Below are 14,329 nucleotides of genomic sequence, written 5' to 3' on the forward strand. Positions count from 1 at the left end.
TGCATCTAACCATGTTTGATACGCAGATTTTCCGTCTACTCCTGTTGACACTATTGGGCTCCATGAGTTTCCATCTGAACTATAAATTTCTCCAGAATTGGTATCTACATATAAAATACCTGTAGCTGGGTCTATAGAATTACTAATAGGAGATCCTTTACCTGTTAATAATTCATTCTCTGCTAATAGAGATGACAAATCAACAGACTTTGAAATTGCATTTTCTAACTCGAGAGTAAGAATATTAGAGCTGTTTAAGAAGAAATTTTTAATTTGTTGATTATCTGCTTGTGTAGCAATGAGATTCGACACTGTAGTTATGTCTACTAATTTTTCCCATAGCACTCCATTCCAATAATAAAATCCTTTTCCGGATGTACTATTTGTATTATAAACTAATAAACTTTCATTAATTGTCGCACTACTTACTGGTGAAGCTGTACTTAAATTATCAATATTCAATCTGGGAATTAATAAACCTTTGCTATCTGACTTGATATCTAACTGAGCAGATACATTAGGTGTCAAGGTTCCTATTCCTACTTGTGCAGTAATAGTTACACTTAAAATTAAGAGTACGAGGGTTGTTACTTTTTTCATTAGTTTTTTTGTTTTGGTGGGACTTCTTAGTAATCATATATTACATTTAATTAAATTTTATTAATAAATTAAATTTTGATGTTCTATCTAGTAAGTAAAAGGGTTAATATCAGCACTGTCTTCATAGCTAAAAGGCGATAGATTTGAAGAAACACCTAAAACAAACTGATTTACAACATACTAACCTTTTACAATTTAATGAAAAAAAATTGATTTTTGTAAATACCTCTTTTATTCTTCTTAATTATCAGGTAAAGTCCCCCTAAAAAACAATTCTTTTACACATGAAAATAATTAGGGCTTTTAAATAGTTTGATACTTATAACACAAGGAAGTTTTAGGCAACAAAAAAGCCTTACTAAAACTAGTAAGGCTTATTGTGATCGCGACAATTATATTATATTCTTTCTGACTTAGTTTTCAAAGACTTCTTGATTATCATTAAACAAACTTAAACACTTGTTTCTAAGACTATTGCTTCTACAGCTCCTTTAGCTGAGTTAATTACTCCTACATCTGTTTTTACTTCAGACATTCTTACCCATACACCTCCGTAAATATCTCCAAAACCAAAAGCTCCCCAAACAAGCTTATGTTTACTCCATTCATTCTGGAAGTTTGGAGCTATAAAATCAATTGAATCACAAAACTCTTGAACGATATATTTAGTATTTTTGACCGCATAATTTATAGCTTCATCCCATTCTTTTATTGTCATAAACTTTCCTACAAAAACATTTTTTCCTTGTGAGCCCGTGGCGTCTTTTACTACAAAATTATTTTTGTTTTTCTTTAATAATTGAAGAAGATTTACTTCTTTACCTTTATAAAAAACATTTTTATTTTCTACTATTTCCGTATAAGGTATTGAGTCCAAAATAAGTTTATTTTCATCATCTGTAAATTCTTTTTCTTCGGCTAAGCTTCTTAATATTGCTAAGTTTCTTTTATCTTCTACCATTTGGATATCAATTGGTGAAGTTATGTATAGACTATTTAAAACGTAAGCTCTAAATACTTCTGGTTTTAAGTGTAAATCACTGTTTAATAATGTTAGAGCATGAATTCTGTTATTTTTATAAAAGATATTTCCTTTTACATACTGAAGATCAGTTAAATTCCCTGTTATTGCTTTACCTTTTAAACCAATAGAGTTTATTTCTCCTTCCCATAAATTATTAAAAAAATTCATCGTATTAAAAGTTAAGTCTTCTCCTACCGAATCCATCCCTACAAAAATATTTATCTCGTTCTTTTTGTCTATTTCAGATACATGCTTTAATATTTCTCCTACTAAAAACTTAAAATAAGATGTTTGAATATTTCTACAATGATATTTATTAGAACTATCTTGGAGTAAATTATTATGAAGACTTCTTATTACTTTTTCAAAACTCTGAACTTGGAAACCTCCTAATGAAGGCCCCATATTTACTTCTAATATTTTGAATCCATCACTTGTTCTCGTTAAATCAAGTCTTGAGCTTGTCGATAGCTTTTTTTGATAACACATCAAGCCAAATTCAGCTAGCATATAATTTTTATCATAATAAAACTCTGCTATTTTTGATACATCATTTTTAAAATATAACTCTGGTACTTGTGATAGAAGTTTTGGTATTTTTAAGCACATTTCTTCCAAACTCTGAACAACATCCGACTCAATTAAAACTGGCCAAGAACAAACAGGATATTCATATTCACGAAAAACAGGATCAATTTCTTTTAAATCTGTATTTACTCTAGGTGCAATTAGCTTTCTTTTACTTTCTATAAAAGAGTTATGTTTACTTGATAAAATTGAGATTGATTTATTTATAGTCATTTTTACTTCATTTATTTTTTACTCTTTTACCTCTATTGATATTCGAAAATAATTGCTTCTACTGCTCCTTTAGCAGAATTAATAACACCAACATCATTTTTTGATTCAGAAAGTCTCCCCCAAACACCACCATATTCTTCACCAAAACCAAATGCCCCCCAAATTAATTTATGATCTACCCATAAATTATCTTTATTTGGAGCCAAGTAATTTTTTGAGGCACAATATTCCTGAATAATATAATTTTTCTTGAGTCCTAGATTAATTATCTCATGCCAACTTTTCTCTGTCTCAAATTCACCAATAAAAACATTATCACCCTGAGCTCCAACAGCATCTTTTATTACAAAGTTATTTTTACGCTCTTTAACCAGTTCTAATACATCATATTCCTCACCTTCAAAAAAAGTTGTTTTTTTACTTAAGTTTTCTGTATATGGAATACATCTTAAAATCAATTTGTTATCTTCTTTACTAAACTTATTTTGTAATGCAAGTTTTCTTAGTAATACTAGGCTTCTCTTATCTCCTAAAATTGCATACCCAAAATGCGTTGTTAAGTACACCTTTTTTTGTATAAAACTTCTATATATAGTTTTATCTAAAGGAATATTCTTTCCTAATAATGTTATTCCATGAATTGGAATTCCTCTATAGGTTACACCCCCTTTTTCATTTTTTAGCTCTGAAACATCTCCTGTATATGCTTTTCCTTTTATTTTAAGCTCAGTAAATTCATTTTGCACTAAACCATTAATAAACTTCATTGCATTTTGTCTTACAGAATCTTCTTTATCTGTTAGTCCTATAAAAATATTTACTTCTTTTTTTTCTTTAGTATAATTAAGAACTTCATTAATTAAGAACTGAAAATATTTCTGCTGTACATTGTAAGATTTAAATTTTTCTTTTGAAAACTTTAAAAAAGCTGGGTGTAAACTTCTTAATGTACATTCAAAGCTACTCAGTTCAAAACCTCCTAACAAAGACCCCGCATTTACTTCTAACACTTTAAAATCGGTTTTTGGTAAACTTAAATCAAGCCTTATACTTGAATTTTGATTCATCTGAAGAGAAATTAACCCTAATTGAGCCATAATTTGATTTCCTTCATAATAATAGTCTGCTATATTTTTAATATCATTTTTAAAATATAATTCGGGGATTCTAGATATTAATTTTGGAATTTTAAACGTTAACTCCTCTAATTGATTTGATTTATGATTATCTATTATTATTGGCCATGAACACACTTCGTAATCATAATTTTTAAACAAATCTGGAATTTCTTCTTTGTCTATCTCATTTATGTTAAGTCTTGGAGAGGACACTTTTTCATTTTCTATAAACTCTTCATGAAACTCTCCTAAAATAGAGTTTTTATAGCTCGTTTTATATACTTCTTTCATTTACTAATTTTTTAAGCTTGTTTTGATTTTCTAATTATACTCATATACTAAACCACCTATAGCCCCTGAAGCAGCGTTTACCACCCCTGTTTCATTTTTATGAATTTGTGATAATCTTGCACAAACCCCACCATAAACATCTCCAAACCCATAAGCACCTAATATTAATCTATTTGGCACCCATTTATCATCTTCATTAGGAGCAAAAACTGTTTGTGAATCACAAAACTCTTGTACTAAATAATTTTTACTTTCAATTGCTTCTAATATTGTATTGTTCCAATCGTTTTGTTCCATAAACTTCCCTACAAACACATTGTTTCCTTGGAGTTCATTTGCTACTTTTATTACAAAGAGGTTTTTGTTTTTCTTCAATAAGTTAGTAAGTGAAACTTCTTTTTGGTCGTACCATACATTTTCATCCTTTACCAATTCTGTCCAAGGAATACAGTTTAGAACTAATGAGTTATTTTTTTTGGAAAAATATTTTTTTTGAGCTAAGGTTCTTAAAATATTGAGGTTTCTTTTATCTCCTAATATTGTTGTTCCTAAATGGTCAGGAAAGTAAACTTGATTGCTTAAAAAAGCTCTAAATAAATTAGGAGAATTTCCAAGGGCCGCATAATTTAATATCAAAACTGAATCTATACGTTTATCTTCATAAAAAAGTTTTCTTTTTACTAGGTTTAGCTCTTTTATTTTACCTATAAAAACTTTACCTTTTAAATTTCTGTGTTTAAGCTCCTCATCTAATAATTTTTGAAAGTACTGTTGAATTTCATTATCTTCTTCTGTGCTTTTACCATACCCTACAAGGAAAATATTTATATCACTATTTTTAGTATTAATAAACTTTAAACTTTGCTCAATAATAAAATTTATATATATCGATTGAGTTTTCCTTATAACGAAATCTTTATTATCGTTATCTTTCTTTTTCATTATCGGATGTAAACTCCTTATAAGTTCATCAAAATTTTGGAACTCCATTCCACCTATTGAAGATCCCATATTTATTTCTAATACCTTAAATCCTTTTTGAGTTTGTATGATGTCTAAACGTGAACTTATTTCTATGTTTTTTGCTAATGACATTAGAGCAAACTGTGCTAACATTTCATTCCCTTCAAAATAAAAATCGCTAATTTTTTTCACATCATTTTTAAAATACAGTTCAGGTATTTTTTGTAACAACATCGGTAATTCTTTACAAAGTTCGTTTAAACCTTTTATTTCATTTTTATCTAAAAGAACTGGCCAAGAACTAATAGGAACATCATAATTATGAAAAACCTTTGGGACTAAATCGTTATTTACTTTTACTATGTTTTCTTTTATTACTCCATTTCTAGTAAAAGAATCATATCTTTCTTTTAAAATTGTATTATTCATCATAATATTTTTTAGTGTTGAACTATATTATTCCCCAATACATTAAATAAACAATACACAAAAGATTTGAAAATAGTAAGGAAAAAACAATGCTTCTATCTCTTATCGATTTTAATTTTAGAAAATAATATACAAAAGAAAGAATCAAAAGAAAGGTAAAAATAGTAATTGCTGTGAATACATAATCAAAACTACTTGGCAGCCCAAAAGCTAAGATAAAATAATTATTTGCCGCTGTTTCGTTCATTACTTTCATCAATAAAACAAAGCATAATATTCCTATTATAGAAGTAAAAACCCCCATAAAACGAATAATACTGTCTACTCTTTTTGAATACTCTTTTTTAAAGATTTTTATAGTATAATTAATTATAAAAAAGATCATTAATATAAGTGCAATTACTAGTGGTGATAAAAAAACTGGGTCTAGGTTATTAAAACTATTCCCCATTTTAAACACTCCTGAATTAATAGTTATGTCATTCACTAAATAAACTGGTTTTATATCCAAAAAAAGTTTTTCATCATTTTTGATTCCCACATCAGATAAAAAATCACTAACTAGTTTACTCCCTTTTTGAGTAAAACTTGCAGAATGACCATAAGTAGGAATTTCTAAAAATTTTGACTCGGTTAATTTTGCATTTAACTCACTTCCATTAGTAGATGGAGTTATTGGGTCATACTCACCAGATATTATGATCGTAGGTATATTTCTTTTTAGATTTTTTGTAGAATTATTCATCATAAAAAGGCTGTCCCTTTTTATCCCTCCCCATTTATCACATACCTTAAAATCTGATTCATAGAATGCTACTCCTCCATCTAATCCTTCATATTTACTTGATTCTTTATTAAATTTAGAAAAATCATTTAATGGTAAAACCTCTTCACAACTAAAGCAATAATATACTCCATAATCCATACTCAATAAACTTGCAAAAGAAGGAACTAGGTTACTTAAAGCTTTTTTATTTCTTTCTTTAAACTGAGAAATCAGTAATGGTATAATCTCAATCATTTGTTTATGATAAAGAGCTTGTTGTATAACTATTTTAAAATCTTCTGAGTTAAATGTAAAATCTTCTGATTTTAAAAATTTAGCATCAACTTTTACAGTAATTGGATTGATTTCTAAATCTTTTATTACATCAAAAAACATAGTATCTAAATCTTTATAACTAGAGTTACATGCTGGGTCATCTTTACATTTTTTGAACACTTTTAACAAGCCACTCATAAAACCATCAGTATTTTTCTCATAATAACTACTTATATTGGAAATTGGAGAGTCTAGAATCAATGATTCAATATCATTTGGATAATTACTAGCGTAAACCTGAGCTACATGAGTACCATAAGAAACCCCATAAACAGACCATTTTTTATATCCTAAAGATGTTTTAAGCGCATTCATATCTTTTGCTATCGCTAGACTATTGTATGATAATATATCTATTCCTTTACTTATTAAGTCTGTTTTACAAGAAATTACTGCGTTTATCTTTTCTTTCTCATCCTCTTCCTCTCTTTGGTTTTTACTTAAAATTTCAAGTATTTTCTTTCCTAAATCAGGACAAAGTCTTGGTTCAGATAGTCCTGTACCTCTTATATCAAAAAGAATAATGTCTTTATTCTCTCTTATAGGATGGTTTACCCATTGCCAAATGGTTTCTGTTCCGCTTGCACCTGGACCTCCTTGAATAAATATAACAGCTTCAGAATTATTCTTACTTTTTTTATTGTTTAAAACAGAGTAAGCTATTTTTACTTCTCCTTTTAAACTTTCCCAATTCTCTGGTACTATAAGGTTTCCCCATTGGATATTTTCTCCTTCTAAAAATTTTGAATTTGGAAAAGGTGATTCTCTTTCTTCTTTTCTTATACTTTGAGCATTTACTATTGTAACAGAAAGAAGATTAAAAACTATTGCTAATATTATTGTTCTTTGTAAGTTCATTTTCTTTATTAAAAATTAAATTCTATATCTATTATTGGTTCTTTTTCAAATTCTAAATCAGTATCTAGTTTGTCAATCATAGTTCCAGTATTATTAACTATATTGACAATAAGTGCTTTGTACCTTAGTGCAAGTATTTCTATTGTACTTTTTTCATAAATAGACTCATTATATTCAAATTTTGCTGTGGTTTCCTCAGCACCTTGAATAAAATTTAACAAAAGCGGAACCCTAGTGTAAAATGATGGTACTTGATATTCTTTAAAGGTTAATGTAGGAGTAACTTCTATATTGCTATAATTAAATGAAGGAGCTTGTAAAGCTATTAAAACCTCAAAATTTAAATCTTTATAGACAACTTTTGGTAAGTTTTGATAAGTATCTCCTCTCAGTAAATCATTTTGTACTTCCTTTAAGAAACTATCTAATTTTTCTTTACCCACAATTCTTGTCCTTTGTGGTAAAGTTTTCACAAACATACCTAGTTGATTATTTAATTCAGCTTTTCCCCTTCCTGAGTTAACTACTCCAATACATACTTCTTTATGATTATATAATTTACAGAGAAGTATATTAAACACCCCTACTAAAAATGAATGCAACGTTAACTCTCTTCTTTTTAGATAGTTGTCAATTTCTTTTTTTAGATTCAAATCGATTTTAAAACTAAATTCATTAGCTTTATTAAAATCATGTTGAATTTCATTTTTTTGAGGAATTATTGATTCCCATGAGTAACCGTCCAAATATTTACTCCAATAATTTTCTCTCTCTTTAGTATTTTGATTTTCCATGTTTTCATACCAAACACTATAATCTTTAAATTGAAGAGATAGCTTTTCTTGAATAGAATTAACTCCTTTTAAATTGAACTTATAATCATTTAATACTTCCTTTATTAATACTTCCATAGACCATCCATCTAGTATTAAATGATGACCAGAAAATATAAAGTATTTTTTATCTAGAGTATTTAAGATTATCCCGCGAATTAAAACATCTTTCTCAAATTTAAATTCTCTATTTACAAAATCTGATATAAAATCGTCAACTTCTTCCTCTACTATTTCCTTTTCTTCAAGATAAAATTTATGTTTCTTTTCTAAACTTATGTTTTGTCTTGGTTCACCGTCTATTTCAATAAAATTAGTTCGGAGTATTTCATATTTCTCAATTAACTTTCTGAATGAAAACTCTAAAGCAGGCTTATTTATTTCTCCAAAAACCTCATATACAGCATTCATATTATATGCTTTAGATATTGCTTCATTTTGAGATGCTAACCATATGCTATATTGAGGAAAAGTTAACGGGTAATTATCTTTCCTTTCAGTAAGAGGAATCTTATTTACTCTTTTTCCCTTTTGATTTTCTATTAATAAAGACAATTTTTCAATTGTAGGATTCTTGAAAATATCTTTCAAGCTAACACTCACATCAAGCTCTTTTTCAATAATACTGGCTAACCTGACAGCATTTATAGAATGTCCTCCTAAAGAGAAAAAGCTTTCTTGTAAACTAATTTCTGCTTTCACCCCAAGTACTAACCTAAAATACCCCCTTAATTTATTAGTCATTTCAGTTTCAGTACCAATATCTTCTTTGGTGATTTTATTATCTATTTCTAAACTCAGTAGTTTTTTTCTATCTATTTTTTTATTTGGTGTTAAAGGAAACTCATCCACATTTACTATCACAGAAGGAATCATATATTCTGGTAGTGTTTCTCTTAGCTTCTCTTTTATAGTTTTTGTATCTAATGTAATTCCTTTTTTTAATGATACAAAAGCAATTAGATATGATTCTTGGCTTTCTAGTTCTTTAGCCAAGACAGCAGATTCCTTTACATTTTCTAACTCATTTAATTTACACTCTATTTCTCCTGTTTCTATACGATAGCCTCTAACCTTAACTTGAAAATCATTTCTTCCTTGAAAAAGTATTTCTCCTTCTTTATTCCATTTACCTATGTCTCCAGTTTCATAGATTCTCTCCTCCTCTTTAAAAGGACTTCTAATAAATTTCTTTTCGCTTAATTCTTTATTTTTATAATAACCTTTTGCTAGACCATCTCCTCCTATATATATTGACCCTAAAGCACCTATTGAAACTCTTTCTAAGTTTTTATTTAGAATAAAAAACTTTGTATTATTTATTGGTTTACCAATATTGTTTGCATCATCTTCTTTTTCTATCTTTTTTGCACTTGACCATATCGTTGTTTCTGTTGGTCCGTACATATTCCATACCTCAGAAAAGTTTTCTAATAATTTACTCGTTAATTTATTGCTTAATAAATCTCCTCCACATAATACCCTTATATTTCTATCACCTTTCCATCCTGAATTAAATAAAAGCTGATAAAAACTAGGAGTACCCTGAATTACCGTTGTACCTACCTCTTTTATTTTTTCTTTTAAAGATTTTGGTTCATTTAATATTCTTTTATTAGCAACATAGACAGAGGCTCCACTTATTAATGGCACATAAAACTCTAAGATTGAAATATCAAAAGACTGAGTCGTTACTGAAAAGAGAATATCATTTGAAGTAAAATTTTGATTATCTCTAATACTTATTAAGAAATTCAAAAGTGACTTATGACTTATTTCTACTCCTTTAGGGTTACCTGTTGATCCAGAAGTATATATAATATAAGCTGTTTCATTCAAATCAATAACTTTCTTTGATTTAAAAACTCTTAAACTATTTTCTCCTATAAAGAATTTTTCTACATCTATATAATGACTATGTACTAAATTTTCTTTTTTTACTCCTTCTGTTCCAAAAACATAACACGCACCACTATGCTCTAAAATATAATTTATTCTTTTTTCTGGAAATTCTGGATCTAATGGAATGTATGAATTCCCAGACTTCAAAATTCCTAAAAATGTTACCAACATTTTTGCTGATCTTGGCATCAAAACAGCTATAGGTGATTTTTCTATGTTTAGTTGAGTAATAGATTCTGCTATTTTATCGGATAGCCTCTCTAAATCCTTAAAAGAATATGAGTTATACTCATCTCTAACTGCTACTTTATTAGGTAATCTTTTTGCTCTCTCTTTTATAAGTGATAAGAATGTTTGTTTCTTAGAATAACCTATGTCTGTTTGATTAAAAGAGTCTAACAACTCCTCTTCTTTATTAGTTAAAAAATTAAAGGTATATAGTTTACCTTTTGGATTTTCGATTACTTCATAAATCAGTTTTTCAAAATGTTTTACTACTTGAGATATTGAATAATTATCAAAATAATTTAAGTTATAATCAAAATCAATTTTAACATCTTCATCCTTATCAAACTCTCTTATGTACACTGCCAAAGCAACGCGTTCAGATTTATGAGTCATTGGAATAACACGAGTACTCGTATTTCTAAAATGATCTGAATAGTTTTGTTTTTCATACGATAGTGTTACATTATATATCCTATCCTTTTCTTCAAAAGCCTTTAGTTTTTGAATTATTTTCCCCATTGGAAAGCGCTGATGCCTATAATCTTTTCTAAGTTGAGATTTAATTTCTTTTATTAATTCTTCAAACGTAAATTCTGAATCTATCTTCATTCTTAGAGCTGAAACTCCCATAAAAAGTCCAACTGTTTTTTTAAACATAGATTTTCCTCTATTCAATACTGGCAATCCAATTGCAAAATCATTTATTTCATGCTTCTTTGAAAAATAAAGATAAAACACCCCTAAGATTACATGGAAAGTAGAACAGTTACTAGACTCTGCTATCTTTTCTAATTTTGAATATACTTCCCTTTTTATATATAAATCCTGCCTCTTACTCTCATTCAATCCTTTATTTATTTTATTCTTTTCTAAAAAACGCTTGGGTAATGTTTTAAATCTATCTACCCAATAGCTTTCGTCTTTTTTAAAGTCTTCAGAATTTTCATATAATCTATCATCATTTACAAAATTTGTATATGAATATGGGTAACTTGAAAGAAGCTGGTTACTATCTAATAGCTCATTATAATTTTTAACCAGTCTTTGAAACATTAAAGATGTTCCCCAACCATCAGTAATTATGTGATGATACTTTGAAAACAAATAATAAAATGTATCTGAAACTTTAATTAAAACAAACTCATGTAATAATTCATTTTTTGTTAAATCAAAACTTATTGCAAATGAATTATCCATATAACTAATAGCTTCTTCATTTGCATTCACCATATAGGAAAAATCAAGAAACTTCAAATCTTCTTCAAAACCTTCTTGTATTTCAAAAAACACTTGATCTTCATTAGCAAAAATTCTAGTCCTAAAAGCATCATGTTGATTTATAAGCCCTTTATATGCTCCATTTAAAATCTCATATATAATTGGTCCGTCAATGACTATTTTAGCTCCTATGTTATATATAGGGTCATTTGTATATAACAATTGCTCAAAATAGACATCTTGTTGTGGAAGTGTCAATTTCATTTTTAATTTAGAAATAAGTTGTGATAAATTAATGTGATATTTCTTGGCAAATAATACTTTATTAAGCCCAGAGATTTTCTGTCAACATAGCTTCTTTATTGACTGTAACGTCTTTCACTATTTTTCCATAATCAAACTTAATAATTCTATCAGCTTGTTGAAAATATGCGTCATCGTGTGTAACAGCAATGATTGTTTTTCCAGAATCTTTTAACCTTGGAATTAATTCTTCATAAAAGAATTTTCTAAAATGAGGATCTTGATCGGCAGCCCATTCATCAAGAACCAAAATTGGCTTTTTTTCTAGGATAGCAAATATTAAAGACATTCTTTTACTCTGCCCTTTTGAGAACTGTCTTCTAGCTGACGCATCTTTATCATCTTCAATGACTTTATCTAACTTCATTGTTTCTAACAAGCTAAGATACTCCTCATTATTCTCTATCTCATAATCCTCGTAATTATGTGAAAAAATATGATTATCTGTAAAAACAGCCGCTATCATATTTTGTAATTTTTCTTTTCCTCCTAACTCTTTAGAGTCATTCAAATATATTTCTCCTTCTGTTGAGTTATACAATCCTGTTAAAACATTTATAAATGTACTTTTACCTGAACCATTACCTCCTACAATAAATATAGTTTCTCCTTTATTTATTTCCATATTAATGGGACCTAAAGAGAATGTTGAGTCACTTTTTTCATCATTATAAGAAAATGAGATATCATTGAGTTTTACAGATTTAAAATCATTATTTGGCATTATTTGAATATTGTTCTCTTCCTTTTTCACTACAGCAAAATCTTGCATAAACTTTTTAATTCTTGAATTAGCAACTAAAAAGCGTGTATACATTTGTTGTAAATTAATTAGGTTATTTATAGGACCCGATATAAATAAGATTATAACAACATATGAAATTACATCATCTCTATTTAGTAAACCAAACTCTGGGAGAACAAACAAAATAGCAGCTATTACAAAATATAACCCATACTGACTTATTAAATTAATAGACAAAAAGATGTAATTAATTCGAAAATCTAAGTCTCTAGCTTCATTTCTATTTGGAATTAAAAACCTATTCATTAAGTTTTTTCTTCTAAAAAAACTTAGTTTAAGTTCTTTAAATCCTTTCATTACATCGTCTACATATTGATAATAATGTTCATTATACTCTCTTAAAGCAGCTACTTTTTTAGACATTGAATTCATTACTATAAAATAACAAGCTGCCACAACTATAATTAATCCGATAACTATTAATGCTGAAACTATAGATAGTGTGAACATATAAACTAAACACAATACCAGCATTAATAATGAATTGATTGTATGAGTTATTGTGTAAGGTAGCATTGCAAATGTTCTTAAGTCTTCAACAACAGTAAAAAAACGTTTTGATCCAAACTTTTCTAATTTGAGTAAAGGCGCTTTTATTATATGATCAAAAACTTTCTTTTCATTAGCATAAAGTAAATTGAAAGAAAATTTGTTTAGCCATTTTTGATATACCACATTTAATAGGTAAGTATAAATTACAAGAGATAGGAAAACAATCCCCATGTAATCATGTAAAAAATCTTCTTTCCCTGCTAATACATTGTTTATTATATAAACAATTCCAAAGCTTAATATTGTATTAGGCAAAGCATATAATATCAAAAAAATGATATTTTTTGGTTTAAGTTTTAACATTCTATTCTTTTTAATTTTTAGGTAAAAAAGTGATACGTGATACTATACCACTTAAATGATTTTATAATTCCTTTTATTTATTTTAATGATGCATCCTACTTGAATCATTTATGTTTTTATTTTAATAATTTTTAAACAAAAAAGTTTCAAGTGTACTGTAGTTTCCTACATTTTTTGAAAAAAGTTATAGAGAAATAACTATGGTTTTTAGTAGATGGTGATTGATTATACTTAAATCTATAATCTAAGTTACTAGCTGATAATAAAAACGTTACTTAAAGCTTTTTTAATTATTACTGAAATTTTTTCTGGATAATCATATATAAAAAAATGATTCCCTTTAAACAAAGAACAATTAAAATTTGATGATGTATAATTTTTCCAGTTATCAATTCTGGACGCATGTTCCTCTTCATCTCCCATTAAAGCATGGATAGGGCTTTTAATCACTATATCTTTTGATAGTGTATTTTCATCTTCTAGAACTTGAAAGTCTGCTCTAATAATGGGTTTAAAAAAATCAAAAATATCGTCATCTTGAAGGACTTCCTCTGGCATTCCTCCTATTTTTCTTAACTCTTCTTTTAAATCATCATCACTTAATTTATATCGAGTTTTTTTTGATTTTTGATTTTTCAAATCATGAGCTTCTTTTTGAGGACCGGGGTTCCCTGATACAAATAAATATTCAGGAAACAGGAAACTTTTTTCTAATTCTTTTGTTACATAAAAACCTAAATCTGCTCCCATACTGTGACCAAAAATTATAAACGGTACACCTTCGTGTAAAAGCTTAATTTGTTTCACATAATCCTCTATAGCTACCTCTTTATTTTTGATTAACTCTTCTCCAATTCTTTTTCCCCTTCCTGGTAGTTCTAAAGGAATAAATTCAAAACAATTAGGCAAAAATGGTTTCAAAAAATCAAACGAGTACGAACTTCCTCCTGCAAAATGCAGGAGAAAAACCTTTATTATCTTATTCTCCATTGTTTTTAT

7 protein-coding genes and 1 pseudogene are annotated in these 14,329 nt (G+C 27.8%); all 8 read right to left on the minus strand.

From position 1 onward, the window contains the following. Positions 1 to 600 (minus strand): annotated as a pseudogene (locus LCI24_RS09910) (hypothetical protein); the annotation flags it as partial. A gap of 451 nt (positions 601 to 1,051) precedes the next feature. Next, positions 1,052 to 2,425: a hypothetical protein gene (locus tag LCI24_RS09915; RefSeq protein WP_274640242.1), complete on the minus strand. Its 1,374-nt coding sequence runs from the start codon at positions 2,423 to 2,425 to the stop codon at positions 1,052 to 1,054. 32 nt (positions 2,426 to 2,457) lie between these two features. After that, on the minus strand, positions 2,458 to 3,834 hold the full coding sequence (locus tag LCI24_RS09920; protein ID WP_274640243.1) for a hypothetical protein: 1,377 nt from the start codon (positions 3,832 to 3,834) through the stop codon (positions 2,458 to 2,460). Between the two features lie 30 nt (positions 3,835 to 3,864). After that, positions 3,865 to 5,226 carry a hypothetical protein gene (locus tag LCI24_RS09925; protein WP_274640244.1) on the minus strand — a complete coding sequence of 454 codons (1,362 nt, stop codon included), beginning with the start codon at positions 5,224 to 5,226 and terminating at the stop codon, positions 3,865 to 3,867. Positions 5,227 to 5,248: 22 nt separating this feature from the next. After that, positions 5,249 to 7,186 (minus strand): alpha/beta fold hydrolase, encoded by a 1,938-nt coding sequence (locus LCI24_RS09930; RefSeq protein ID WP_274640245.1) that lies wholly within the window; start codon positions 7,184 to 7,186, stop codon positions 5,249 to 5,251. Positions 7,187 to 7,194: 8 nt separating this feature from the next. Next, the gene (locus LCI24_RS09935) at positions 7,195 to 11,631 is read right to left on the minus strand and encodes an amino acid adenylation domain-containing protein (RefSeq protein WP_274640246.1); all 4,437 of its coding nucleotides are present in this window, start codon (positions 11,629 to 11,631) and stop codon (positions 7,195 to 7,197) included. Positions 11,632 to 11,692: 61 nt separating this feature from the next. Then, on the minus strand, positions 11,693 to 13,330 hold the full coding sequence (locus LCI24_RS09940; protein WP_274640247.1) for a cyclic peptide export ABC transporter: 1,638 nt from the start codon (positions 13,328 to 13,330) through the stop codon (positions 11,693 to 11,695). Positions 13,331 to 13,582: 252 nt separating this feature from the next. Continuing rightward, the gene (locus tag LCI24_RS09945; RefSeq protein ID WP_274640248.1) at positions 13,583 to 14,320 is read right to left on the minus strand and encodes a thioesterase II family protein; all 738 of its coding nucleotides are present in this window, start codon (positions 14,318 to 14,320) and stop codon (positions 13,583 to 13,585) included. Between the last annotated feature and the right edge of the window lie 9 nt (positions 14,321 to 14,329).

Origin of the sequence: Tenacibaculum larymnensis, assembly GCF_028829235.1 — a bacterium.
In the GTDB taxonomy this organism is placed as follows: domain Bacteria; phylum Bacteroidota; class Bacteroidia; order Flavobacteriales; family Flavobacteriaceae; genus Polaribacter; species Polaribacter larymnensis.

Coding starts and splice junctions, on each gene's coding strand:
- LCI24_RS09915 (WP_274640242.1), bottom strand. CDS start 2,425: ATGACTATAAATAAATCAATCTCAATTTTATCAAGTAAACATAACTCT.
- LCI24_RS09920 (WP_274640243.1), bottom strand. CDS start 3,834: ATGAAAGAAGTATATAAAACGAGCTATAAAAACTCTATTTTAGGAGAG.
- LCI24_RS09925 (WP_274640244.1), bottom strand. CDS start 5,226: ATGAATAATACAATTTTAAAAGAAAGATATGATTCTTTTACTAGAAAT.
- LCI24_RS09930 (WP_274640245.1), bottom strand. CDS start 7,186: ATGAACTTACAAAGAACAATAATATTAGCAATAGTTTTTAATCTTCTT.
- LCI24_RS09935 (WP_274640246.1), bottom strand. CDS start 11,631: ATGAAATTGACACTTCCACAACAAGATGTCTATTTTGAGCAATTGTTA.
- LCI24_RS09940 (WP_274640247.1), bottom strand. CDS start 13,330: ATGTTAAAACTTAAACCAAAAAATATCATTTTTTTGATATTATATGCT.
- LCI24_RS09945 (WP_274640248.1), bottom strand. CDS start 14,320: ATGGAGAATAAGATAATAAAGGTTTTTCTCCTGCATTTTGCAGGAGGA.